Genomic DNA, 22,922 nt, shown 5'->3' on the forward strand with positions numbered 1-22,922 from the left:
ATCGTTTGCGTGTGGTGTACACGATAGGTTGGCGTACAGGGTACGCCAACCGGGGTGTTCGGATAGTAGGACGCGGTCGTGGTTGCTGGCGGCGAGCCAGGGCTGGGTGGGGTCGTGTCCGGTGAGATCGATCGTGCGGACGTTGGACGGCGAGCGCTCGTGGAGGTTCCAGGCGGCGACGCCGAGGCCGGGGTCGCGGTCGACGTGGTGCTCGAACAGGGCGGCGGCGTCGGTGGCCCAGCCCTTCGGCGTTTCGGCGATCAGATCGGCCCGCGTGCGGTCGGCCCAGAAGTCGACGAACGCGGCGGCGTCCCGGCCGACCGCGACGAAGTTCTCGGTGAACCCACCGACGTGCCGGGGGTGGCGACCGTCGTCGGGCAGTGGCGCGAGCAGGCGCGGCACGAGGGTGAGGCCGTCGCCGAAGTCGGGCAGTGGCGCGAGGACCACGGTGTCCGGCCCCAGGTGGACGACCAGGTCGCAGGAGTCCAGCAGTCGGCGCACGAGGAGCGGCGCGGCGGCCTGGACGAGTTCGGCGGACGTGCCGCAGGTGGCCATGCGCAGGTACTCGTCGACCGGCACGCCGAGGTCGCGGGCGGTCAACACGGTCACCTCGCCTGGCTGGACATCCGTGTCCAGCCAGGCATTCGCGCCCGCCCCGACGCTCGTGCCGGGTCGATCATCCGCGCTCGGTCGACCATCCGTGCCGACCAGATCGGCCGCGTCGACCAGATCGGCCGTACCGGCCCCATCGTTCGTACCGGCCGGATCGTTCGTGCCGGCCGGATCGTTCGCGCTGAGCGGGACATCCGTGCCGGCCTGGACATCCGTGCCGAGTCGGAGGTCCGTGTCTGACCGAAAACCCGCCCCTGACCGAAAACCTGCGCCTGACCGGAGAACCGTGCCCGATCCGACTCCCACACCCGGTTCGGTGTCGGGGTTCGGCGCTGCCGTGTCGCCCGTCCCCGCCGCCGCGCTCGGCCTGATCGACCCCGCCGCGTCCGACTCCGGCGACCACGCATCCGCGACGAGGACCACGAAGGCGTGGTCCGGGTGGTGCGCCAAGTAGGAGCGGGCCAGGACGCTCGCCGCGTCCGGCCCGCCGCCGACTACTACCGTGCTGCCCGCGACCCGCCGGTCAGGCATCCGCGGCGAGTTGTTCGAGCTGGGCCAGCAGCACCTCGTCGAACGTCTTCGTCACCTGCGCCAAGTCCTTGCCCGTCACCTGCACGCGAACCACGACGTCCTTCGACACGTAGTGCGCCCGCGCCACACCGAGGCTCTCGCCCGCGGGCGCGGCCTGGAACGCCGTCACGCCCGCCGGCAAGGTGCCCGTGTACGGCTGCATCGCGTACTTCGCCTGGAGCACGCCGAGCGCGTCGCGAGCGGTCTTCGCCTCGGGGGCGCCGTTCGTCTTCACGGTGAGGACCTGCGTGTACATCGCGCCGCCGGACACCACCGAGCCGGCGAGCCTGCTGCGACCCGCGCCGGCCGCCAGGTACGCCTGGTTCTCCTCTTCGGTGAGCAGCTTCCCGGACACGACGTCGGCGAAGTTCTTCACGCCCGACTGGTCCTGGGCCACGCCCGGCAGCTTGGTGACCTCCAGGCCGTCCTTCGGCTTGGTGGTCGTCGTGGTCGGCGCGGAGGAGCTGGTCGACTGGCCGGTGGTCGGCGACGCCTCACCGCCACCCCCGCCGGAACCGCTGGTGAAGAACCAGATGCCGCCACCGATCAGGGCCAGCACGACGACGATGCCGACGACCGCCAGCCACTTCTTGCCGCCGCCACCGCCGTTCTCGTCGAACACTTCGGGGCCCTGAGCGATCCAGCTCGGCGTCTGCTCGCCGACCACGCCGAACCCCTGGTCGTTGCCCCACGGCGGGGTGCCGACCGGTGCTCCGCCGCCGCCCCACGCGCCCTGCTGGGGCTGCTGCGGCGGAAGCTGGTTCGGCGGCGGCGCGACCGGGCGCACGTACTGCGTCCGGTCGGCGTCCGCGCCGCGCTGGCCGCTGACGACCTGCGTGGCGTCCGGGTTCGGGTTGCCCATCGGCGGCTGGCCCGCGTTCGGCGGCACACCCGGCTGCCCCGTGTTCACCACCTGCGTGGCGTCCGCGTTCGGCTGGGCGGGCTGCGACGCCTCCCACCGGAACGGCGCGCCGAACGGCCCGTTGCCCTGCTGCGGCTGCGGGCCGGCGCCCGAGGCGGAAGCCAGGAGCTCGTCACGACGCCTGCGGTACTCGTCGGCGCTGATCCGACCCTCCGCCAACGTCCTGTCCAGCTCCGCCAGGTCCTCTTGCCAGGCCATCCGCCCCTCCAAAGTCGTGCGCGGTCGCCATTGTGTCCTATGGCCCCTCGGGCCTTCGCGGCATCCGGCACTTGTGATGCGGTCGTTGTCGTCGACCGGCGGACCGCCGGGTCCGCCGGTGCGCCGCGCCCGGTCGGCGGGTGCGGCGCCGACGTGCGCGGTCACCGCATTAGCGCTGGTCGAGAGCGGGTATCGTGCCGCTGCGCAGCGTCGGTCGAACGACGCCACCGGCCACTGGGGGAATGTTGATCACCGAAACTGCCGCCGCGGGTGCGGTCGCGCCGCCGCGGCGCGGTCCCGGCGCCCTCGCGCGGTGGCTGCCGCGGCGGTTCAGCCGGGAAGCGATCCTGGTCGTCCTGTCCGGCTTCGTGCTGTCCGCGCTGTTCAACTGGCCCGTGGTCCGCAACCCCAAGTCGGTGGTCGTGGGCGACCTGGGCGACCCCCTGCTCCAAACGTGGGAACTCGCCTGGCACCGCCGGTTCCTCACGCACGGCGGCGACTTGTGGACCACGAACATGTTCTTCCCGTCGGAGGACAACTTCGCGTTCTCCGACTCGCTGCTGGGCTACTTCCCGCTCGCGTTGTTCGGCGACGGCCAGTACGCGGCCGTCCTGCGCTACAACGTGGCCTTCGTCACGGCGTGCGCGCTCGCGTTCATCGGCGCGTACTTCCTGGTGCGGCAGCTCGGCGGCAACTGGCAGGCGGCGGCCTTGGCGGGCGCGGTGTTCGCGTGGGCGCCGTGGCGGCTGACGCACGGCAGCCACCTGAACATCCTGTCCACCGGCGGCATCGCGCTGGCGCTGTTCGCCCTGGCCCGCGGCCACGCCTACACCCTGCGGTCGGGCGCGCGACCGGCGGCGGCGCGCCCCGGCTGGATCGTGGTGGGCTGGCTGGTCGCCGCGTGGCAGATCACCATCGGGTTCGCCACCGGCATCCCGTTCTTCTACCTGATGGCCGGCATCGGCGTGGTGGCGCTCGTGGTCGTGCTGCGGCGGCGTGCGGAGTTCGGCAACCGGGTCCTGGTCGCGAACGTCGTCGGCGGCGCGGTGTTCCTCGTCGTGACGCTGCTGATGGCGATCCCCTACCTCCAGGTGGTCGAGCGCTACGGCTTCACGCGGGCGTGGAAGGAGATCGTCGAGCTGTCCCCGCCGCCGGCCGGGCTGGTCACCGTGTCGGACATGTCGTGGCTGTGGCGCGGGTCGGTGTTCGACCACGACGCGAACGTGCCCATGCCCGCGCCGTGGGAGAAGATGCTGTTCCCCGGACTGCCGGTGCTGGTGCTCGCGGTCGTCGGGCTGTTCGTCAGCGCGTGGTCGAAGCGGGTGCGGGTCTGGCTCGCCGCGACGGCGGTCGTGGTGGCGGTGTTCGCGCTCGGCGCGGGTTTCTTCGAGGGCGCGTTCACCTACCGCCTGCTGTGGGAGTTCCTGCCCGGCTGGAACTCGATGCGCACACCCGGCCGCCTCATCATGTGGACGGTGCTGCTGCTGGCGTTGCTCGCGGCCGGCGCGCTGACCAGGCTGGGGCAGCTGCTCGCGGACCGGCTGGAGCGGGGTGAGCCGAAGCGGGGTGAGCCGGAGCGGGGTGAGCCGGAGAACAGTGAGCCGGAGCGCCGCGGATCGGACCACCGCCGGCCGGAGCGCCGCCGGCTGAAGCGCCGCCGCCTGGTGTCGCTGCTGCTCGTCGTGCCCGCGGTGGTCGCGCTGCTCGAAGGTCTGCCGGTGCGACCGCACCCGCAGGTGCCCGGTATCCCGCCGGGGCTGCGGACGGTGTTCGAGCAGACCCGCGAGCCGATGGTGATCGTGCCGATGGGCGAGGGCAACGAGTTCCACTACCTGCTGTGGTCGACCGAGGGCTGGCCGACGATGGTGAACGGCAACTCGGGCAACTTCCCCGTGCCGTACGTGGAGCTGTTCGAGGTGACCAGGGAGTTCCCCGACTCGCACAGCATCGACGTGTTGGACAAGCACGGCGTCCGGGCGGTGGCGGTGATGAAGGCGACCGTGCCGGGCACGCCGTGGGCCGACATCCTGACCCGGCCGACCGCCGGCTACCCCGTCACCCGGACGGAGACCGCCGACGTGGTGCTGTTCACCATCAAGTGACCGGGCCCGCGCGTAGATTGGTGGCATGGCTTGGTTCGGGCATGACAAGACGTCCCTGATCAGTCCGGCCGACGCCCTGCCGGGGCGCGCGGAACCGATTCCGGTGCAGCCGGCGCACGCCGTGCACACCGACCGGACGATCGTCGCCCCGTTCCCGACCGGCATGCGGACGGCCGTGGTCGGCATGGGCTGCTTCTGGGGAGCGGAACGCATCTTCTGGCGCACGCCCGGCGTGTGGAGCACCGCGGTCGGCTACGCGGGCGGCTACACCCCGAACCCGACGTACGAAGAGGTGTGCTCCGGCCGGACCGGTCACACCGAGGTGGTGCTGGTCGTCTTCGACCCGTCCGTCCTGCCGTACGAGGAGCTGCTGCGCGTGTTCTGGCAGGGCCACGACCCGACGCAGGGCATGAGGCAGGGCAACGACCTCGGCACGCAGTACCGGTCGGCCATCTACTGGGAGGACGACGACCAGCGGGTGGTCGCGGAGGCGAGCGCGAAGGTGTACCAGGAGGCACTGACGGCCGCCGGGATGGGCGCGATCACGACCGAGATCGCGCCGCTGCGGGACTTCTACTACGCCGAGGACTACCACCAGCAGTACCTGTCGGACGCGAAGAACCCGAACGGCTACTGCGGGATCGGCGGGACGGGCGTCAGCTGCCCGGTCGGCCTGAATTTGGGCTGACCGCCTCGGCGCCGCGGTGAGCGGAGGCCGCCACGGGTCCGGAGCCGGCGTGACCCGTGGCCCATCGCGGTGCTCGTTGCCGCAGACGTCAGGTGAGCCGGCTTGGCCGTACCCACCCGGCTCCCTCGCGGAGCCGGGTTTTCCCGTGTGAGGGCCGCCAGTCGGCTTCGAGCGTCGCCCCGGCGAAGGGCGGGCGGCCCCGGGCGGGGCCGCCCCTCGGTCAGCCCTTCTTCGTGAGCAGCGTCGGGCCGACGATCCTGCGTGCGATGCGGCGCAGCCTGCTCCGCGGCCTGGCGGGTGCGGGGGTTGCCGGGGTCGCCTTGGCGGGCTCGACCGGTGTGGGTGCTTCCGCCGGTGCGGTGGGTCCGGGCTGGGCGGCCGGGGCCGGCTGTGCGGTGGGTCCGGGCTGTGCGGCCGGTGTGGCGGGCTCCAGGTGTGCCGTCGCTTCGGACTGCGTGGCCGGGGCCGGCTGTGCGGCAGGTGCGGGCTGCGCGGCAGGTGGGGCCGGCGGAGCCGGGGTGGCCGGCTGGACCGGTGCCGGTCCCGTGGTCGGAGCCGTCTTCTGGTTCGGGATCACCGGGTGTGCCGGTTCGGGCTGGACCGGTGACGTGGTGACGGTGGGCTGGCTCGCCAGCCGCTCGTCGATGGAGGGAGCGGCCGGAGCGGCGTTCGGCCCCTGATCGGTGGCCGGTGCGGGAGGTGCCGCCAGTGCGGGAGGTGCCGCCGGCGCGGAGGGCGCGAGAGGTGCCGACGGCGCGTACTGCGCGGGCGGGGTGGGCTGCGCGGGCTGCGCCGGCGCGGCGGGTGCCGTCGCCAAGGGTGCCGTCGCCACGGGTGCGGGAGTCCGCACCGTCGCCGGGTGCGTGACCGGGGTCGCGGTCGCCAGGACACCCGACAGGGGCGCGGCCGTGGCCGTCGCCGCGGGTGGCGCGCCCGCCGTCAGGACCGGCATGGCCGCGGTGGTCAGGAAACCCGACAGCGCGGCAGGCTGCCCGTTCGCCGACGTGACCACCGGTGCGAACACCGGCCCGATCCCCGGCGGCGCGGCGGGCTTGATGCGGAGGGTGGGTGCGTCGTTGCTCGGCTGGAACTTGCTCTGCGGGGGCTGGTCAGGCTCCTGGCTGAACGTCACCCCTCGATCCTGCCAAATCACATTGTGTGAACACCCGGTAGGTGAATCAGCAGAAGATGAGTCCGCACGGCCTCTTCGTCGTCGTGGTCGTCGTCGTGCGGGTGGTGGTGGTCGTCGGCGGCCGGGTCGTGGTGGTCGGCGCACGCGTGGTGGTCGTGGTGGTGACCGCGGTCGTCGTGGTGGCGCCGCTGGTCCCGCCGGCCTCGCCGGTGGTGGTGGTCGTGCTCGTCGTCGAGGTGCTCACCGACGTCTTCGCGCTGGTAGCGGCCGAGGTGCCGGTCGTCGTCGGCGTGGTCGCCGGTGACGTGCGGCGGGGCTCGGCGCTGCGCTTCACGACGACCACGCCCGCATCGCCGAACGGCTGGATCGCCTGCGGCGCCGTGCCGAGTGCCCCGTGGGCGAGCAGTGCGGCGACCGCCGCGCCGATCAGGGCCCCGACGGCCAGCCGCGCCGGGCCACCCCCTGCGGTGAGCATTCACACTGACTACCGGCCTCACCCGATCGGGTCAAATCACCTCGCGGGTTCGATACCGGCCCGACACCCGGAGACGCCGGGCCGGTGTCGACGCCGCACGTGCCCGGTGTCGACGTCGCACGCGCCGGGCCGGTCTCGACGCCTCAGGCGTCCGCGAGCTCCGCGGTGAGGGTGATGGTCGTGCCGGCCAGCGCCTGGCTGACGGGGCAGTTCTGCTTGGCGTTCTCGGCGGCCTCGGCGAACGCCGCCGCGTCCAGTCCCGGCACGACCGCCCGCACGGTCAGGTGGATGCCGGTGATGCCGGTCCCCGGCTGGAACGTCACCTCGGCGGACGTGTCGACCTGCCGCGGCGGGGTGCCCGCCTGCGCGAGGCCGTGCGACAGCGCCATCGAGTAGCACGACGAGTGCGCCGCCGCGATCAGCTCCTCCGGGCTGGTCCGGCCGTTCGCCTCCTCGGCGCGCGACGGCCAGGACACCGCGTAGGAGCCGATGCCGGACGACTCCAGGCTCACGGTGCCGCTGCCCTGGAGGAGGTCGCCTTCCCAGTGGGTGGTCGCCTTGCGGGTGGTCGCCATCTGCGCTGTCTCCCTGTCGACGTGGAATCCCTGAGATGCGAAAAGGCCCCGGCGAGCACCGGGGCCTTCTCACAGAGCGGATGACGAGACTCGAACTCGCGACCCTCACCTTGGCAAGGTGATGCGCTACCAACTGCGCTACATCCGCCTGACACGAAGAACTATAGACCACGCCTCAAACGGCATTGCGATCGGGGGGTGGTGATCCCGACAACAGCCGGTCCACCTCGGACAACCGCTCCGCCGGCCATCGCCACTCCCACAGCGGCCGCACCCTCGCCACGACCTCGGCGGGCAGCCACGGCGCCACCTCGTCGCGCAGCTCCCACTCGTCGAACACGTGCTCGTAGAAGCTGACCACGGACGCGTTGGACAGGAACTGCTCCGGCTGGTGGAAGCACCAGTGCGCGAACCCGTAGACCCGGCGCAGCACGCGCTCGTCGCCTGCCCGGTGCGCTTCCAGCGCGAGCTGCCACAGCTCCGACAGGAACACGTGGCAGGACCAGGACTCGCGCTCGACGACCGCGCTCAGCTCGGGAAGAAGGGCGGAAGCCCTTGTGCGCCAATCGCCCACGCGGCAGGACACTACCGGCCGAACGGCGCGCGGGCGCGTGGCCGCCCACCAGCTGACGCCTACCCGTGACCGCGTCGTCACCGACCGCTCACGCTCCGAGGCGCGTCGACCGGCGGTTTCCGCTGCTCCGATCGGTTCACGCCGCTCGTAGGGTCTTCGGTCTCGGGTCGCTATCGGTTCGGGGCGGTTCGATCCAGCTGTGGCATCTTGACCTCGGAGCACGAGGCGGGTGGGAGGTGCCGGGCGGGATGGCCGGAGATGCCGATTTCGACCGGGAACTGCTCGCCAGGGTCAGGGGCGGCGACGACGCCGCGTTCGGCGAGCTGTTCTCGCGGCACGCCGACGCCGTGCGCAGGTTCGCGCTGCGGCACGTCCGTGAACACGCCGAGGCCGACGACCTGACCGCCGAGTCCTTCTTCCGCGTGCTCCAGGCGATCCGCCGGGGCACCGGCCCGACCGACCACGTGCGGACCTACCTGCTGACCGTCGCGCGCCGGGTGGCGTGGGAGTGGAGCGGGCGGCGGCGCGACGTGCCGGTGGAGGACGAGGAGCTGTCCCGCCGCGTCGAGCCGTTCCCGGACGTCACCGCGTCCCGCCCCGAGCAGGCGTTGATCTCGCGCGCGTTCACCAGCCTCCCGGAGCGCTGGCGGACCGTGCTGTGGCAGGTCGAGGTCGAGGGCGAGCGGCCCGCCGCCGTGGCGCCCCACTTCGGGCTGAGCCCGAACGCGATGGCGGCGCTGGCCCGCCGGGCCCGCGAGGGCCTGCGCGCCGCCTACCTCCAGGCGCACCTGGCGGAGGACGCCGGGCCGCGCGCGTGCAGCTCCGTGGTGGCCAAGCTCGGCACGTACACGGCGGGCGGCGTGCAGGGCGGCGAGCAGCGGCGCATCCGCAAGCACCTCCGGACGTGCTCGTCGTGCAACTCGCTCCACGCCGAACTCGCCGAGGTCTGCTCCACGCTGCGGGCGCACGCGGCGCACGTCGCCGTGCCGGTGGCCGCGACCGCGCTGGCCGCTCCCGCGCTGCTCGGTCCCGCCCTGTCGGGTTCCGCGCTGTCGGGTCCTGCCCTGTCGGGTTCCGCGCTGTCGGGTTCCGCCCTGTCGGGTTCCGCGCTGGTGGGGCCCGAGCTGGTCGGTCCGGCGGTGCTGGGCAAGGCCGCGTGGCTGGGCGGCCGGGTGAAGCTGGTGCTCGCGGCGACCGCGTCGGCCGCCGCCGTCGGCCTGTTCGGCGTCCTGGCGGGCGCGTTCAGCGGCGAGCCGGGGCCCGCGCTGATCCAGGCCGGGCCGGACGCGCCGCCCGGCGGCGACGTGCTCGCCCTGAGCCCGACCGACGTGACCGCCACCGGCACGGCGACCAGCGTGCCGTCGCCGACACCCTCGCCCGCGCGGCCCGTCCACCGCGTCGACCCGACGACCCGCGTGGTCGCGCGGCAGACCGGGGCGGTCGTGCCGCCGTCGTCGACGACGGCGCCGACGCAGGTGCCGCCACCGCCCGCGGAGCCGACGCGGACCGGCGAGTACCGGGTGTTCCAGGAGCCGCCGGAGAGCCCGGCGCGGACCACGGCGACGACGGTGACGCCGACCGTGATCGCGACGACGACCGCCGAGACGCCCCGGACCGTCCTGGTGACCACCACGACCCCGTCGAGGCCCGCGGTCACGCCGACGACGGTGACGCTGCACCCGACCCCGGCCGCGATGGAACCCGCCTGATCACCGCCCGCTACCGCCGGGTTCACCCGCTGGAAGCACGGGTTTACCGGTAGCGTTGGGGGTGCGAGGTGATCACTCGACGTCTTGAGGAGACGGTGATGACGCGGCTGGTGCGCGGTGCGGACGGCCGGATGTGGACGGTGCGCAGCCAGATCGAGTGGCGCAACCCGTCGGCCGACGCCGACTTCGAGCACGACGTGAGCGGCGGGCACGGCCCGGGTGTGCTGATGCTCGCGATCGTCGTGGTGATGGCCGTGATCCTGGTGGCGTGGACGCCCGAGCAGGTCGTGGTGCCCGGTTGGCTGATCTTCGCCCTGGTGCTGGTGTTCCTGTTCTTCCCGGCCCGGTGGGCGGTGCGCCGCCCGTGGCTGGTGGCGGCCGAGTCGAAGAAGACCGACGAGCTGCCGCCGGAGCGGTGGGTCGGCTCGGTGCGCGGCTTCCTGACCGTGCGCAACGAGGTGGCCAACGTGGCTCGCAAGATCGAGATGTACTCGCTGCCGGACCTCGACGGGCCGCTGCAGCCGGTGGACTGAGCGCCGCGCCGGGGGCCGCCGGGCCGGGTGCGGGCGGTGTGCCGGTGGTCGAGGTCGACTGGGCGGTGCGCCCGGGTGACACTGGTCGGGTGCCGGAGCTACCCGAGGTCGAGGCGCTGGCCGACCACCTGCGCGAACACGCCGTCGGGCGCGTCGTGCACCGGGTCGACGTCGCGTCGTTGCAGGTCCTGAAGACGTTCACGCCGCCGTACACCGACCTCCAGGGTCGTGCCGTGACGGGTGCCGGCCGGTTCGGCAAGCACCTGGACCTCGACTGCGACGGCCTGCACCTGGTCGTGCACCTCGCGCGGGCGGGGTGGCTGCGCTGGTCGGACGCGCTGTCCGCCGCGCCGCTCAAGCCCGGCAAGGGCCCGCTGGCGCTGCGCGTCCACCTGGGTCCGCCGGGGCAGGGGCCGGGGTTCGACCTGACCGAGGCGGGCACGAAGAAGGGCCTCGCGGCCTGGGTCGTCACCGACCCGGCGGAGGTGCCCGGCATCGCCCGGCTCGGGCCGGACGCGCTGTCGCTCTCGCGGGCCGACCTCGGCGCGCTGCTCGCCGGTCGCGGTGAGCGGCTCAAGACGGCGCTGACCGACCAGTCGCTGCTGGCGGGCATCGGGAACGCCTACTCCGACGAGATCATGCACACCGCGCGGCTCTCGCCGTACGCGACGGCCGGGAAGCTGTCCGACGACGCCCTCGACCGGCTGCACGAGGCGTTGATCGGCGTGCTGACCGACGCGGTGGCGCGGTCCGTCGGCCAGTCGGCGGCCCGGCTGAAGGGCGAGAAGCGGTCGGGGCTGCGCGTCCACGCCCGCGCCGGCCTGCCGTGCCCGGTGTGCGGTGACACGGTGCGGGAGGTGTCGTTCGCCGACAAGGCGTTCCAGTACTGCCCGACGTGCCAGACCGGCGGCAAGCCGTTGGCCGACCGCCGGATGTCGCGGCTGCTCAAGTAGCGCCTCGCACGATCACCACCACCAGCGTGCGCGGGCCGTGCACGCCCTCCACGCGGTCGAGTTCGATGTCGCTGGTGGCCGACGGACCGCTGATGAACGTGAGCGGCCGGGTCGGGTCGAGGCGGGCCAGCGCCTCCGGGACCGAACCGGCGACCTGGTCCGCGCGCACCACGCACACGTGGTAGTCCGGCAGGAGGGTCAGCGCACGCCTGCCCTGCGCCGCGCCCGCGTCGAGCACGATCGTCCCGGTCGGGGCGATCGCCACCGCGCACCCGGTGAGCACGCCGTCCGCCTCGTCGAGCCGGTCGAGCGGCAGCGGCGGGTCGTCGCGCAGCCACGTCACGCCCGGCACGTCCCACGGCAGGTCCGCCGGCGCGACGACCACCCGGCCCGCCAGCAGGTCGCCCAGCAGCGCGCCGAGCCCGTCCTCCGCCACGACGTGCACCGCCGCCCGGTAGTGCGCGACGCGCTCGGCGAGCAGCTCCACCGACGCCTCGCCGGTCCGCCGGTACGCGCGCGGCACGGGCGGCGTCGGCGGGCGGTCCCGCAGCGCCGCGCGGATGCCGGCCAGGATGCTCGCGCGGGCGTCAGCCACGGTTCTTCCTCCACCACTCGCGGAACGGCTCGCGGGCGGGCACCGGCGCGTCGCGCGACGACGTCCACGCCGCGCCGGGGCCGGGCAGCCGGGAGAGCCGCCCGTCCCTGGCCAGGAACCGGGCCAGCGAACCCAGCTTCTGGGCGGCCGCGTACCGCCGCGGCGACGCGAAGACCCACGCGGCGGCGGCCATCGCGACCGACTCGGCGTCGCGCCCGCGCGCCCGCACGACCTCCGCGCGCAGGTGGGTGAGCACCTCCGGGATGTCGATGCGCACCGGGCACACCTCGAAGCACGCGCCGCACAGCGACGACGCGAACGGCAGCGACGCGGCCTGCTCGTCGCGGGGGTCGTCGACCAGCTGCGGGGTGATGATCGCGCCGATCGGACCGGGGTAGACGGAGCCGTAGGACCGGCCGCCGGTCCGCTCGTAGACGGGGCAGACGTTCAGGCAGGCCGAGCAGCGGATGCAGCGCAACGCCTGCCTGCCCTCCGGGTCGGCGAGCGTGGCGGTGCGGCCGTTGTCCAGCAGGACCAGGTGGAACTCCTGCGGGCCGTCGCCGGGGGTGACGCCCGTCCACACCGACGTGTAGGGGTTCATGCGCTCGGCGGTGGACGAGCGCGGCAGCAGTTGCAGGAACACCTCCAGGTCCTGCCACGTCGGCACGACCTTCTCGATGCCCATGACGGTGATCAGCCTGCGGGGCAGGGTCAGGCACATGCGTCCGTTGCCCTCGGACTCCAGGACGACCACCGAGCCGGTGTCGGCGACGGCGAAGTTCGCGCCCGAGATCGCCACGTCGCAGGACAGGAACTTGCGGCGCAGGTGCGCCCGCGCCGCCTCGGCCAGCACGCGCGGGTCGTCGGACTCGGCCTCCAGGCCGGCGGCGCGGAAGATCTCCCGGATCTCCGCGCGGTTGCGGTGGATCGCGGGCACCAGGATGTGCGACGGGCGGTCGTCGCCGAGCTGCACGATCAGTTCCGCGAGGTCGGTCTCCACGGCGTGGACGCCCGCGGCGGCGAGGGCCTCGTTGAGGCCGATCTCGGCGGTGGTCATGGACTTGACCTTGACGACCTCCTCCGCGTCGCCGACGAGGTCGCGCACGACCGCGTTGGCCTCGGCGGCGTCGCGCGCCCAGTGGACCGTGCCGCCGCGCCGGGTGACGGCGGCTTCGAGCTGCTCCAGGTAGGTGTCGAGGTGGTGCAGCACCTGCTCCTTGATCGCCTCGCCGGCGCGGCGCAGCTCCTCCCAGTCGGGCAGCTCGTCGACGGCTTCGGCGCGGCGGCCCCGGATCGTGGTGGTGGCGTTGCGCAGGTTGCGGCGCAGCTGGGTGTCGGCGAGGGCGGCGCGGGCGGCGTCCGGGAACTTCGGGCTGCCGAGCCACGTCACGGGGTTGCGGGCGGTGGCGCCGCGGGTCGCGGTGTGGTGCGCCTCCGGGCTGGGGTGCTCCGGACCGGCCGCCCGCGGGTCGCGCTCGGCCGCCTGAGGCCCGTGTCCGGCCGCTCGGGGTTCGTGTTCGGCTGCTCGGGGTTCGTGTTCGGCCGCTTGGGGCCCGTGTTCGGCTGTTCGGGGTTCGTGTTCGGCCGCCGGGGTGCGCCTCACCGGCTCGCGGGCGTCCAAGGCTCCTCCTCCGTGCTCGCCAGGATCTCCGCCAGGTGCACCGGTCGGACGCCGGCGCGCAGCCGCGACAGCCCACCGCCGATGTGCATGAGGCACGAGTTGTCCCCGGCGGTGAGGACCTCCGCGCCCGTGTCCAGCACGTGGCGCATCTTGTCGGCCAGCATGGCCGTGGACGTGTCGGCGTTCTTGATCGCGAACGTGCCGCCGAAACCGCAGCACTCGGTGGCCGCGGGCAGCTCGACGAGGTCGAGCCCGCGCACGGCGCGCAGGAGCGCAAGCGGCTTCTCGCCCACACCCAACATGCGCAGAGAGTGACAGGTCGGGTGGTAAGTCACCCGATGGGGGAAGTATGCACCCACCTCGGTGACACCGAGCACGTCGACCAGGAACTCGGACAGCTCGAAGGTGCGGGGCGTCCCGGCGCCGAGCCGGGGGTGCACGTCGCGCACCATCGCCGCGCACGAGCCGGACGGCGCCACCACGGCGTCGTAGCCGGCGAACACCTGCTGGAAGCGTCCGGCCAGGTCAACGGCGTGCCGGCGGTAGCCGGTGTTGAAGTGCATCTGCCCGCAGCAGGTCTGGCCCAGGGGGAAGTCCACGCTGCACCCGAGGCGTTCCAGCAGCCGCACCGCGGCGCGGGCGGTGTCCGGGTACAGCGTGTCCGTCAGGCAAGTGGCGAACAGCGCGACCTTCTCCACGGGGCACACTCTGAACCGAAATTCATCGGATGTCTACTCGTTCCGTGACGACCCCTTGCCGAGAGACCACCGCACGGCACAGCATGGACGCCGTGCGTGACCTCCTGACCGAGCGCGCGGTGCTCGGTGTCATCGCGTCCCTGGCCGTCCTCGGCCTGTTCGTGATGCTGTGCCGTGCCCGCCGGGTGAGCACGTCGGTCGAAGACGCCGTGATGGACATGCTGCACCGCATGTCCAAGGCGTCCGCTGACCTGCGAGAAGGGCTCACGCAAGACGCGGCGGACAAAGCCACACCCCACCTGCGCGAGATGCTGCGGTGCGTCGCGGTCGGCATCACCGACCACGACGGCACGCTGCTGTCCTGGGACGGCGGCGCCAACGACCACTACGAGTTCCTGCGCCCGTACATCGAGCGGGCCATCGGCGAGTTCCACAAGGAGCACGTCGAGCACCGGAAGCTCGACTGCGAGCTGCCGGGGCCGTGCTCGCTGCACTCGGCGGTGATCGTGCCGCTGATCGTCGAGTCCGAGGTCGCCGGGACGCTGATCGTCGTCAGCGGGGTGGCGAACAAGCGCCAGATCCGGATGGCGGAGGAGACGGCGCGCTTCGTGTCGACGCAGTTGGAGCTGGAGGTGCTACAGAAGTCCAGGCAGGCGCTGGCGCAGGCCGAGGTGCGTGCGCTGCGGGCGCAGATCTCGCCGCACTTCGTGTACAACGCGCTGAACACGATCTCGTCGCTGATCCGCACCGACCCGTCGCACGCGCGGGAGCTGCTACAGGAGTTCGCGGAGTTCACGCGGTACTCGTTCCGGACGGACGGGTTCTTCACGACGCTGGCCGACGAGCTGACCAACATCCACCGCTACCTGACCATCGAGCAGGCCCGCTACGGGTCGCAGTTGAACGTGCGGCTGAAGATCGCGCCCGAGGTGCTACAGGTGGTCCTGCCGTTCCTGGTGCTGCAGCCGCTGGTCGAGAACGCGGTGCGGCACGGGTTGGCGAAGAAGCCGGGCGGCGGGTTGCTGACGATCATCGCGGAGGACAACGGGGCGGAGGCGCTGATCTCGGTCGAGGACGACGGGGTGGGCATGGACCCGGACCGGCTGTTCGAGGACCTGAAGGACGCGCACCAGACCGGGGCGCACGTGGGCCTGGGCAACATCAACCACCGGATGAGGGCGGTGTTCGGCGATGACTACGCGCTGGTGGTGGAGACCGCGCCGGATGCCGGCATGAAGATCATCCTGAAGGTGCCGAAGTACTCGCCGGGGGTGCGGACGAACCTCCCCATCGTGCCGCCCAAGTTGGAGGAGACGGCGGAGCAGCCGGCGGTACGAGCGTGATCGCTCCTACGATGGCCGTGCTGCCAGGGGTTCCCGGTTCTTGATCAGGGGTCGCTGATGATCACCCCATTGAGCGACGGGTTGCCGGGCACTTTTCGGGCGGCGGTTTCGTTGCCGTAAACGTAAGGAAGCGGCCCCCACGGCGAGGCACCAAGGCGCCAGGCTCGGGCGAACGGTGATTGCGGCGTGCGGCGCGGTGCGGCGCGGCGAGCGGTCCAGCCCGGCGAGCACTCGGCCCGGCGAACACCGAGCGCCCGGCGGGCGCGGGCGGTGAGCGCGGGCGCGGCAGGCGAGTACGGAGCGCGGGCGCGGGCCGGCGAGCGGGTGAGCACCGCGGCGCTCGGAAGGAGAAGCCCGGAGGAGGAAGGGCGAGCGCGGGAGGAGAAGCGAGCGGGAGAGCGGGGACGAGCGGCTGGTTCGGCTGGTTCAGGGGCGGTCTGGTTCAGGAGGCGGCCACGGCCAGCGTCGTCACCATCATCACGGCGCAGATCGACCAGAAGATCCACATCCAGTAGATGTGCATGGACGTGGGGCCGTCCGCGTTCTGCCGCCCTCGGTCGTCCCACCACTCGACGTAGCGTTCGAGCCACCGGATTGGGTTGAACGTCACTGCCCGATGTTAGCTCCGACACGCGTCATCGCGGGTCCACGTAAGGTCGACGCATGAGCGTGACGGACAAGATCACGGCCCGCCTGCCCAGGATCGTCAGTGACCGCGCCGACCGGCGGCCCGTGGTGGCCGCGGTCCGCTTGCACGGTGTCATCACGCCCACGCCGACGCCGATGGCGCGCAACACGATCAACGTGCAGAACACGGAAAGCGCCCTGACCCGCGCGTTCGACCACGATCGGCTGGTCGCGGTGGCGCTCCTGATCAACTCGCCGGGTGGCGCGCCGACGCAGTCCGCGCTCATCGCGGAGCGCATCCGCGAGTTGGCCGCCAAGCGGAAGGTGCCGGTGCTGGCGTTCTGCGAGGACGTCGCCGCGTCCGGCGGGTACTGGCTGGCTTGCGCCGCCGACGAGATCTACGCGCACGGCACGTCGCTGGTCGGCTCGATCGGGGTCGTCAGCGCAGGGTTCGGGCTCAACGGGTTGTTGGAGCGGCACGGGATCGAGCGGCGGGTTTACACCGCTGGGGAGCACAAGGTGCGGCTCGACCCGTTCAGGCCGGAGAAGCCCGAGGACGTCGAGTGGCTCAAGGGGCTGCACGCGGACCTGCACGCGCAGTTCGTCGCGTGGGTCAAGGAGCGGCGTGGGCCCAAGTTGCGGGTTGCCGCCTGGTCGGGCGACCCCGCTCCCGGCTCTGTCGACGCTCCCGGCCCCGCTCGCGGCTCTGCGGGCGCTCCCGGCTCTGCTGGCTCCGCTTTCGGCTCTGCCGGCCCCGGACCCGCCGACGCCGACCCGAAACCTGCCGATGGTCCCGCCGCCGGCTTGAACCCCGCCGACAAGCCCGCCGACGCCGATCTGAATCCCGCCGACGCCGCGCCGAACCCCGCCGGCGAGCCCGCCAACGCCAACCCCGACGCGAACGGGGCCGGCGGGGTTGGCGGCGACTTGTTCAGCGGCGAGGTCTGGACCGGTGCCAAGGCGGTCGAGCTCGGGCTCGTCGACGCCCTCGGCACGCTCCGCTCGGTCGTCGCCAAGCGCTACCCGGACGCCGAGATCAGCATCGCCGAACCCCGCCGCCCCCTCCTCGCCCGCCTCGGCCTGGCCGGCAGTACCACTCGTTCGGGCGACTTCCTGCCGGCCGCCCTGGCCGCCCTGGAAGAACGCGCGCGCTGGTCGCGATTCGGCCTGTGACCCCTGTCCTTGGTCACGGTCCCATCGACACCCCCGCGTCCACGTAGACACGGACCCGCGTCGATGGGCAAGATGCGCCACACAGTGAGTACCCAGGACAACGCCGGCCTCCTCGTTCTGGCGGTGGACGACGAGGCGCCAGGTCTGAGCGAGATCAAGTACCTGCTCGAGAGCAGCCCGCACATTCGGCGCGTGCTCACCGCCTTCGACGCGGCCGAGGCACTGCGCATCCTCCGGGGCGACTACGACCCCGAGGTGATGGACCGCACCCGCGCCGGCCTGCCGCCGGTCGACGCGGTGTTCGCCGACATCAACATGCCGGGCCTCTCGGGCACGGACCTCGCCCGCGTGCTCGGCGCGTTCCGCGCGCCACCGGCACTGGTGTTCGTCACGGGCGTCGAGCACTCCGAGGCCGTCGTCGCGTTCGAGGTCGGCGCGCTCGACTTCGTGACCAAGCCGATCAACGAGGACCGCATCAACAAGGCGATCTCGCGCGTGGTCGAGCGGGTCGCGGTGACGCCCGCCGTCACGCCCGAGCCGGCCGCCCCGCAGGAGCCCACCGACGACGAGGTCATCCCCGTCGAGCTGGGCGGCACCATCAAGCTCGTGCCCAGGGCGAACGTCCGGTACGTGGAGGCGCAGGGCGACTACGCCCGCCTGCACACCAACGACGGCCAGAGCCACCTCGTGCGCATCCCGCTGGCGCAGCTGGAGGAGCGCTGGGAGAACGCCGGCTTCGTGCGCATCCACCGCTCGTTCCTGGTGGCGCTGCCGCTGGTGACCGAGCTGCGCATGACGTCGAACGGCTACGCGGTGGTGATCGGCTCGGGTGACGGCGCCAAGGAGCTGCCGGTGAGCCGGCGGCACACCCGCGAGCTGAAGGAGCGCATCGTCCGGCCGCCCAAGAGCAGCTGGGGATGAGCAAGCACTCCGGCCCGCCGGGGCAGCCCGACCAACCGCAGCCAGGGGAGCGGGACGCCTGGCTGCCGGTGCCCGCGCGCAAGAACCGCCGCCGGCGCGTCGTGCTGGCCGACCCGCGCGGCCGCGGTCGGGTGTTGCGCACGATCATCGAGCTGGAGGAGCAGACCAGCGTCGGCGAGAAGCTGATCCGCGACCTGATCAAGCAGCAGCTCAGGACCGCGTTCGCGCTGGGCGGCGGCACGCTCACCCTGCTCGCCCTGCTGCCGCTGCTGTTCTACTCGGTGCCGTGGCTGGCCGAGGTCGAGCTGCTGGGCGTGCGGCTGCCGTGGCTGCTGCTGGGCGTCCTGCCGTTCCCCCTGTGCTACGGCGTCGGCTACGCCTACCGGAGACTCGCGGAGAGCCACGAGCGCGACTTCGTCAGCTCGGTGGACCGGTGATCCAGAACCTCTGGAGCCTGGGACTGGTCGTGGCCGTCGCGGCGATGACGTTCCTGCTGGGCTACGTGGGTTCGCGGCGCGCCAACACGACGCCGGACTTCCTGGTGGCGCGGCGCGCGATCCCGGCGACCCGCAACGCGGCGGCGATCTCCGGCGAGTACCTGTCGGCCGCGTCGTTCCTGGGTGTCGCCGGGCTGGTGCTCAAGGACGGCATCGACGCGCTCTGGTACCCCATCGGCTTCACCGCGGGCTACCTGGCGATGATGCTGTTCGTCGCCGCGCCGCTGCGCCGGTCGGGCGCGTACACGCTGCCGGACTTCGCCGAGGCCCGGCTCGGCTCGGCGAACCTCCGCAAGGTCTGCACGTTCTTCGTGATCTGCATCGGCGTCCTGTACCTGGTGCCGCAGTTGCAGTCGGCCGGGCTGACGCTGAACACGATCACCGGGTTGCCCGCGTGGCTGGGCGGCGCGGTGGTGACGGCGATCGTCGTGGTGAACGTGCTGGGCGGCGGGATGCGCGCGATCACGCTGGTCCAGGCGTTCCAGTACTGGGGCAAGCTGTTCGCGATCGCCGCGCCGACGTTCGTGCTGTTCACCTTGTTCCTGGCGGGTCCGGGCAACGGGGCGCGCGAGGTGGACGAGGGCGGCGTGCTCCGGTTCCACGAGCGGGTCGAGGTGACCACCGTGGACGAGGTGCGGGTGCAGGTCGTGGAGCCGATGGAGCTGTCGGCGACCGGTCGGATCAACGGCGCGCCCGTGAACGGAGCCGTGTACTGGACGGCCGGCACGTACACGGTGGACCGGAACACCGAGCTGCGGTTCGTGGCGGGTTCGCCGGTGCCGGTCGTGGCGGGTTCGCCGACCAGCAACGAGAACTGGCTGAAACCGCAGACCGGCGGCGTGGGCGGGTTGTTCGAGACGTACTCGCTGATCTTCGCGACGTTCCTGGGCACGATGGGCCTGCCGCACGTGCTGGTGCGGTTCTACACGAACCCGGACGGCAAGGCGGCGCGCCGGACGGCGTTGCACGTGCTCTACCTGCTGGGCCTGTTCTACCTGTTCCCGACGGTGCTGGGCGTCATCTCGCGCCAGTACCTCCCGCAGTTGCTGGTGACCGGCAAGACGGACGCGGCGGTGCTGCTGCTGCCGACGACGATGCAGCCGAACCTGCTCGGCCAGGTGCTGGGCGCGGTCGTGGCGGCGGGCGCGTTCGCGGCGTTCCTGTCGACGTCGTCGGGCCTGGTGGTGAGCGTCGCCGGGGTGGTGTCGACGGACATCCTGCCGGGCAAGGTGCGGGACTTCCGGTGGGCGACGGTGCTGACCGGCGCGGTGGCGATCGGGTTGGCGTTCCTGCTGCCGCGCGCGGACGCGTCGCTGACCGTGGCGATGTCGTTCGCGCTGGCGGCGTCGACGTTCTGCCCGCTGCTGGTGCTGGGCATCTGGTGGCGCGGCCTGACGTGGCCGGGCGCGGTCGCGGGGCTCGTGGTCGGCGGCGGGCTGGTGATCGGCTCGCAGGTGGTGACCGTGATCAGCTCGTACACCGGGTCGTGGGCGCCCTCGGTGTTCTCGCAGCCCGCGCTGGTGACGGTGCCGGTGGCGTTCCTGACGATGGTCATGATCAGCCGGTTGACGCGCCGGCTGCGGCCGGAGGACGTGAGCCAGGTCCTGCTGCGCCTGCACGCGCCCGACCCGCTGGGGTTCATGCGGGACCGGGACGTGCAGCGGTTCGGCACGGCGGAGGAGAAGCGGCGGCTCGCGGAACGGCGGGACCCGCCACACTCCCGGCCCTGAGCGGGACCGGCCCTCAACGGACCGGCCCTGAACGGACGGGGTCCTGAAACGGACGGGTCCTGAAACGGACGGGTCCTGAAACGGACGGGTCCTGAACGGACGGGTCCTGAACGGGACCGGCCGGGGCATCGGCCGTGGGAGAACCGGCCGAGCCCCTGGTCGACCACCTCGCACCCATGGGTGTGAGATTGCTCACACGAGTGATACCGGTGGTGACCTCCGGGACCGGGAAACCGGGGGGTGGGCCACCGCGGGCCCGTCGTCGCGGGTCGCACCCCCGAGCCGGGCGGGACGTGGCGCGGGCGGCCGGCACCACTCGTTCAGCCCTGGCGTTCGGCGCCGTGCCGTAGTGCCGTTGCTCGAACGAGTGACTGAGAACCATTCGATTCGGTGAGTGGCGGCGTCACCTGGCCCCGTGACTGCTCGTCTCAGCATTCCTACCGCTTATCGCATCACCCGACTGTTGAGCGCAAGGCCACGGTCGGGGCCTTTCAGGGGTGACCCACGTCTCCTTACGGTGCTGCGCGTATCGGAGCGCACCAGGAGGGTTACGTGGCGTTCACACCATCGACAACCGCGAGGAGGGGATCGTGAGCACCGCTGAGAACTCCTCGGGGGGCGCCACCCCCACTGGAGCGACCCCCGACTGGGTCGAGGTACAGGCCGGTCCCGACTTCGTCGAACTCCGGCGCAGGCTGCGCGGCTTCGTGTTCCCCGTCGCGGGGCTGTTCTTCGTCTGGTACGTCCTCTACGTCGTCCTCGCCGACTACGCGCACGAGTTCATGGCGACGAAGGTGGTCGGCAACATCAACGTCGGCCTGGTCCTGGGCCTGCTCCAGTTCGTGTCGACGTTCGCGATCACCACCCTCTACGTGCGGCACGCCAACAAGCACCTCGACCCCCGCGCGGAGGCGATCCGCGAGCGGCTCGAAGGGGGTCGGGCGTGACCAGCGGAGCCCTCCTCAACATCGGCATCTTCGGCGTCTTCGTCATCGCGACCCTGTTCGTGGTGGTGCGGGCGAGCCGCAACACCAGGACCGCCGCGGACTACCTCGCCGCCGGCCGCGCGTTCACCGGCCCGCAGAACGGCATCGCCATCGCGGGCGACTACCTGTCCGCCGCGTCGTTCCTCGGCATCGCGGGCGCCATCGCCGTCTACGGCTACGACGGCTTCCTGTACTCGATCGGGTTCCTCGTCGCGTGGCTGGTGGCGTTGCTGCTGGTCGCGGAGCTGCTGCGGAACACCGGCAAGTACACGATGGGCGACGTGCTGAGCTTCCGGATGCGGCAGCGCCCGGTGCGCGCGGCGGCGGCCACGTCGACGATGGCCGTGTCGTTCTTCTACCTGCTCGCGCAGATGGCCGGCGCGGGCGGCCTGGTGGCGCTGCTGCTCGGCATCACCGGCAAGCTCGGCCAGGCGCTGGTCATCGCCGTGGTCGGCGCGTTGATGATCGCCTACGTGCTCATCGGCGGCATGAAGGGCACCACCTGGGTGCAGATCATCAAGGCCGTGCTGCTGATCGTCGGCGCGGGCGTGATGACGCTGTGGGTGCTCGGCAAGTACGGCCTCAACCTCTCGTCGCTGCTCGGCGCGGCCGTGGACAACGCGCCCAAGGCCGGCGAGAAGCTGCTCGGACCCGGCCTCCAGTACGGCGCGTCCGGCACCACCAAGCTCGACTTCCTGTCCCTGGCGCTGGCCCTCGTGCTCGGCACGGCCGGCCTGCCGCACATCCTGATGCGCTTCTACACCGTGCCCACGGCCAGGGAGGCCCGCCGCTCGGTGGTCTGGGCGATCTGGCTGATCGGCCTGTTCTACCTGTTCACGCTGGTGCTCGGGTACGGCGCGGCGGCGCTGGTCGGCCCCGAGAAGATCCTCGGCGCGCCCGGCAAGGCCAACTCGGCGGCGCCGCTGCTCGCGGAGGCGCTGGGCGGGCCGCTGCTGCTGGGGCTGATCGCGGCGGTCGCGTTCGCGACGATCCTCGCCGTGGTGGCGGGCCTGACGATCACCGCGTCGGCGTCGTTCGCGCACGACATCTACGCGAACATCATCAAGAAGGGCGCGGTGGAGGACAAGGACGCCGAGGTCAAGGTCGCGCGGCGGACCGCGATCGTGATCGGCGTCGTGTCCATCCTCGGCGGCATCGCGGCCAACGGGCAGAACATCGCGTTCCTGGTGGCGCTGGCGTTCGCGGTGGCGGCGTCGGCGAACCTGCCGACCATCCTGTACTCGCTGTTCTGGAAGCGGTTCAACACCTCCGGCGCGCTGTGGAGCATCTACGGCGGCCTGGCGGTGACGATCGCGCTGATCGTGCTGTCGCCCGCCGTGTCGGGCAAGCCGTCGTCGATGTTCCCGAACGCCGACTTCGACCTGTTCCCGCTGTCCAACCCCGGCATCGTGTCGATCCCGGTGGCGTTCGCCCTCGGTTGGCTCGGGACCTTGCTGTCCAAGGAGGACGACCGGGCCAAGTACGCCGAGATGGAGGTCCGCGCCCTCACCGGCGTGGGCGCGGAGAAGGCGGTGTCGCACTAACCGTGTCGCACTAACTGCGCCGCACCAGCCGTGTCGCACTAACCGTGTCGCACCGCCGGCGCGTGCCGTGTTGTGACGTGGACCGGGCCGTCCCCTCCCGCCGTCGGGTGGAGACGGCCCGTCCTTATCCCACCCTCACCGGGT

At 72.3% G+C, this 22,922-nt stretch carries 21 protein-coding genes and 1 tRNA gene; 13 read left to right on the forward strand and 9 right to left on the reverse strand.

Translation table 11 applies throughout. The features are described 5' to 3' along the window. Positions 1-114: 114 nt before the first annotated feature. The gene (locus tag C8E97_RS34240) at positions 115-852 is read left to right on the forward strand and encodes a hypothetical protein (protein ID WP_170211530.1); all 738 of its coding nucleotides are present in this window, start codon (positions 115-117) and stop codon (positions 850-852) included. Positions 853-1,135: 283 nt separating this feature from the next. On the opposite strand, the gene C8E97_RS01980 is transcribed toward C8E97_RS34240, so the two are convergent. Continuing rightward, positions 1,136-2,302 (reverse strand): hypothetical protein, encoded by a 1,167-nt coding sequence (locus tag C8E97_RS01980; protein WP_121001076.1) that lies wholly within the window; start codon positions 2,300-2,302, stop codon positions 1,136-1,138. 245 nt (positions 2,303-2,547) lie between these two features. On the opposite strand from C8E97_RS01980, the gene C8E97_RS01985 reads away from it, so the two are divergent. After that, entirely contained in the window at positions 2,548-4,404 is a 1,857-nt protein-coding gene (locus C8E97_RS01985) for a hypothetical protein (protein WP_147454975.1), read from the forward strand. Positions 4,405-4,429: 25 nt separating this feature from the next. After that, positions 4,430-5,092: a peptide-methionine (S)-S-oxide reductase MsrA gene (gene msrA, locus C8E97_RS01990; RefSeq protein ID WP_121001080.1), complete on the forward strand. Its 663-nt coding sequence runs from the start codon at positions 4,430-4,432 to the stop codon at positions 5,090-5,092. 1,178 nt (positions 5,093-6,270) lie between these two features. On the opposite strand, the gene C8E97_RS34245 is transcribed toward msrA, so the two are convergent. The 4 genes from C8E97_RS34245 to C8E97_RS02015 all read right to left on the reverse strand — a co-directional run bounded on the left by C8E97_RS34245 (position 6,271) and on the right by C8E97_RS02015 (position 7,848). Continuing rightward, a complete protein-coding gene (locus tag C8E97_RS34245) occupies positions 6,271-6,699 on the reverse strand; it encodes a hypothetical protein (RefSeq protein ID WP_170211588.1) in 429 nt (142 codons plus the stop codon). Positions 6,700-6,842: 143 nt separating this feature from the next. Beyond that, positions 6,843-7,274, reverse strand: a complete 432-nt coding sequence (locus C8E97_RS02005; RefSeq protein WP_121001084.1) for an OsmC family protein — start codon at positions 7,272-7,274, stop codon at positions 6,843-6,845. Positions 7,275-7,349: 75 nt separating this feature from the next. Next, a tRNA-Gly gene (locus C8E97_RS02010) sits at positions 7,350-7,422 on the reverse strand. Between the two features lie 27 nt (positions 7,423-7,449). Next, entirely contained in the window at positions 7,450-7,848 is a 399-nt protein-coding gene (locus C8E97_RS02015; RefSeq protein ID WP_121001086.1) for a DUF7674 family protein, read from the reverse strand. A 248-nt stretch (positions 7,849-8,096) separates the two neighbouring features. Here C8E97_RS02015 and C8E97_RS02020 point away from each other — a divergent pair, with 248 nt between their 5' ends. From C8E97_RS02020 to C8E97_RS02030, 3 genes are all read left to right on the forward strand, one after another. After that, on the forward strand, positions 8,097-9,557 hold the full coding sequence (locus tag C8E97_RS02020; RefSeq protein ID WP_121001088.1) for a sigma-70 family RNA polymerase sigma factor: 1,461 nt from the start codon (positions 8,097-8,099) through the stop codon (positions 9,555-9,557). 98 nt (positions 9,558-9,655) lie between these two features. Next, positions 9,656-10,090, forward strand: a complete 435-nt coding sequence (locus tag C8E97_RS02025) for a DUF983 domain-containing protein (protein WP_121001090.1) — start codon at positions 9,656-9,658, stop codon at positions 10,088-10,090. An 89-nt stretch (positions 10,091-10,179) separates the two neighbouring features. Next, entirely contained in the window at positions 10,180-11,043 is an 864-nt protein-coding gene (locus C8E97_RS02030) for an Fpg/Nei family DNA glycosylase (protein ID WP_121010591.1), read from the forward strand. Here C8E97_RS02030 and C8E97_RS02035 read toward each other — a convergent pair. The 3 genes from C8E97_RS02035 to C8E97_RS02045 form a co-directional block, all read right to left on the reverse strand. Further along, positions 11,036-11,638 (reverse strand): LutC/YkgG family protein, encoded by a 603-nt coding sequence (locus C8E97_RS02035; RefSeq protein WP_121001092.1) that lies wholly within the window; start codon positions 11,636-11,638, stop codon positions 11,036-11,038. The two genes, C8E97_RS02030 and C8E97_RS02035, sit on opposite strands and share 8 nt — an antisense overlap. After that, on the reverse strand, positions 11,631-13,028 hold the full coding sequence (locus C8E97_RS02040; protein ID WP_121010594.1) for a LutB/LldF family L-lactate oxidation iron-sulfur protein: 1,398 nt from the start codon (positions 13,026-13,028) through the stop codon (positions 11,631-11,633). Before C8E97_RS02040 ends, C8E97_RS02035 begins: the two co-directional genes overlap by 8 nt. 209 nt (positions 13,029-13,237) lie before the next feature. Further along, complete coding sequence (locus tag C8E97_RS02045) at positions 13,238-13,957, reverse strand: (Fe-S)-binding protein (RefSeq protein WP_121001094.1); 720 nt, start codon at positions 13,955-13,957, stop codon at positions 13,238-13,240. A gap of 83 nt (positions 13,958-14,040) precedes the next feature. Here C8E97_RS02045 and C8E97_RS02050 point away from each other — a divergent pair, with 83 nt between their 5' ends. Continuing rightward, on the forward strand, positions 14,041-15,300 hold the full coding sequence (locus C8E97_RS02050) for a sensor histidine kinase (protein ID WP_121001096.1): 1,260 nt from the start codon (positions 14,041-14,043) through the stop codon (positions 15,298-15,300). Between the two features lie 442 nt (positions 15,301-15,742). On the opposite strand, the gene C8E97_RS34250 is transcribed toward C8E97_RS02050, so the two are convergent. Then, complete coding sequence (locus C8E97_RS34250) at positions 15,743-15,910, reverse strand: hypothetical protein (RefSeq protein ID WP_170211590.1); 168 nt, start codon at positions 15,908-15,910, stop codon at positions 15,743-15,745. 122 nt (positions 15,911-16,032) lie between these two features. Here C8E97_RS34250 and C8E97_RS35705 point away from each other — a divergent pair, with 122 nt between their 5' ends. The 6 genes from C8E97_RS35705 to C8E97_RS02085 all read left to right on the forward strand — a co-directional run bounded on the left by C8E97_RS35705 (position 16,033) and on the right by C8E97_RS02085 (position 22,778). Beyond that, positions 16,033-17,100: a S49 family peptidase gene (locus C8E97_RS35705; RefSeq protein WP_246018611.1), complete on the forward strand. Its 1,068-nt coding sequence runs from the start codon at positions 16,033-16,035 to the stop codon at positions 17,098-17,100. Between the two features lie 63 nt (positions 17,101-17,163). Further along, positions 17,164-18,021 carry a LytR/AlgR family response regulator transcription factor gene (locus C8E97_RS02065; protein WP_121001098.1) on the forward strand — a complete coding sequence of 286 codons (858 nt, stop codon included), beginning with the start codon at positions 17,164-17,166 and terminating at the stop codon, positions 18,019-18,021. Next, entirely contained in the window at positions 18,018-18,458 is a 441-nt protein-coding gene (locus C8E97_RS02070) for a hypothetical protein (protein ID WP_121001100.1), read from the forward strand. Before C8E97_RS02065 ends, C8E97_RS02070 begins: the two co-directional genes overlap by 4 nt. 44 nt (positions 18,459-18,502) lie before the next feature. Further along, positions 18,503-20,248 carry a sodium/solute symporter gene (locus C8E97_RS02075; protein WP_425470652.1) on the forward strand — a complete coding sequence of 582 codons (1,746 nt, stop codon included), beginning with the start codon at positions 18,503-18,505 and terminating at the stop codon, positions 20,246-20,248. 590 nt (positions 20,249-20,838) lie between these two features. Then, positions 20,839-21,195: a DUF485 domain-containing protein gene (locus tag C8E97_RS02080; RefSeq protein ID WP_246018612.1), complete on the forward strand. Its 357-nt coding sequence runs from the start codon at positions 20,839-20,841 to the stop codon at positions 21,193-21,195. After that, entirely contained in the window at positions 21,192-22,778 is a 1,587-nt protein-coding gene (locus tag C8E97_RS02085; RefSeq protein WP_121001106.1) for a solute symporter family protein, read from the forward strand. Before C8E97_RS02080 ends, C8E97_RS02085 begins: the two co-directional genes overlap by 4 nt. The last annotated feature ends 144 nt before the right edge of the window (positions 22,779-22,922 follow it).

Origin of the sequence: Saccharothrix australiensis (assembly GCF_003634935.1) — a bacterium.
GTDB classification, from domain to species: Bacteria; Actinomycetota; Actinomycetes; order Mycobacteriales; family Pseudonocardiaceae; genus Actinosynnema; species Actinosynnema australiense.

What these genes read in the sequence shown, in the direction of transcription:
- C8E97_RS01980 (WP_121001076.1), bottom strand. Translation starts at nt 2,302, where the DNA reads ATGGCCTGGCAAGAGGACCTGGCGGAGCTGGACAGGACGTTGGCGGAG.
- msrA (WP_121001080.1), top strand. Translation starts at nt 4,430, where the DNA reads ATGGCTTGGTTCGGGCATGACAAGACGTCCCTGATCAGTCCGGCCGAC.
- C8E97_RS34245 (WP_170211588.1), bottom strand. Translation starts at nt 6,699, where the DNA reads ATGCTCACCGCAGGGGGTGGCCCGGCGCGGCTGGCCGTCGGGGCCCTG.
- C8E97_RS02005 (WP_121001084.1), bottom strand. Translation starts at nt 7,274, where the DNA reads ATGGCGACCACCCGCAAGGCGACCACCCACTGGGAAGGCGACCTCCTC.
- C8E97_RS02020 (WP_121001088.1), top strand. Translation starts at nt 8,097, where the DNA reads ATGGCCGGAGATGCCGATTTCGACCGGGAACTGCTCGCCAGGGTCAGG.
- C8E97_RS02025 (WP_121001090.1), top strand. Translation starts at nt 9,656, where the DNA reads ATGACGCGGCTGGTGCGCGGTGCGGACGGCCGGATGTGGACGGTGCGC.
- C8E97_RS02050 (WP_121001096.1), top strand. Translation starts at nt 14,041, where the DNA reads ATGGACGCCGTGCGTGACCTCCTGACCGAGCGCGCGGTGCTCGGTGTC.
- C8E97_RS02065 (WP_121001098.1), top strand. Translation starts at nt 17,164, where the DNA reads ATGGGCAAGATGCGCCACACAGTGAGTACCCAGGACAACGCCGGCCTC.
- C8E97_RS02070 (WP_121001100.1), top strand. Translation starts at nt 18,018, where the DNA reads ATGAGCAAGCACTCCGGCCCGCCGGGGCAGCCCGACCAACCGCAGCCA.
- C8E97_RS02075 (WP_425470652.1), top strand. Translation starts at nt 18,503, where the DNA reads ATGACGTTCCTGCTGGGCTACGTGGGTTCGCGGCGCGCCAACACGACG.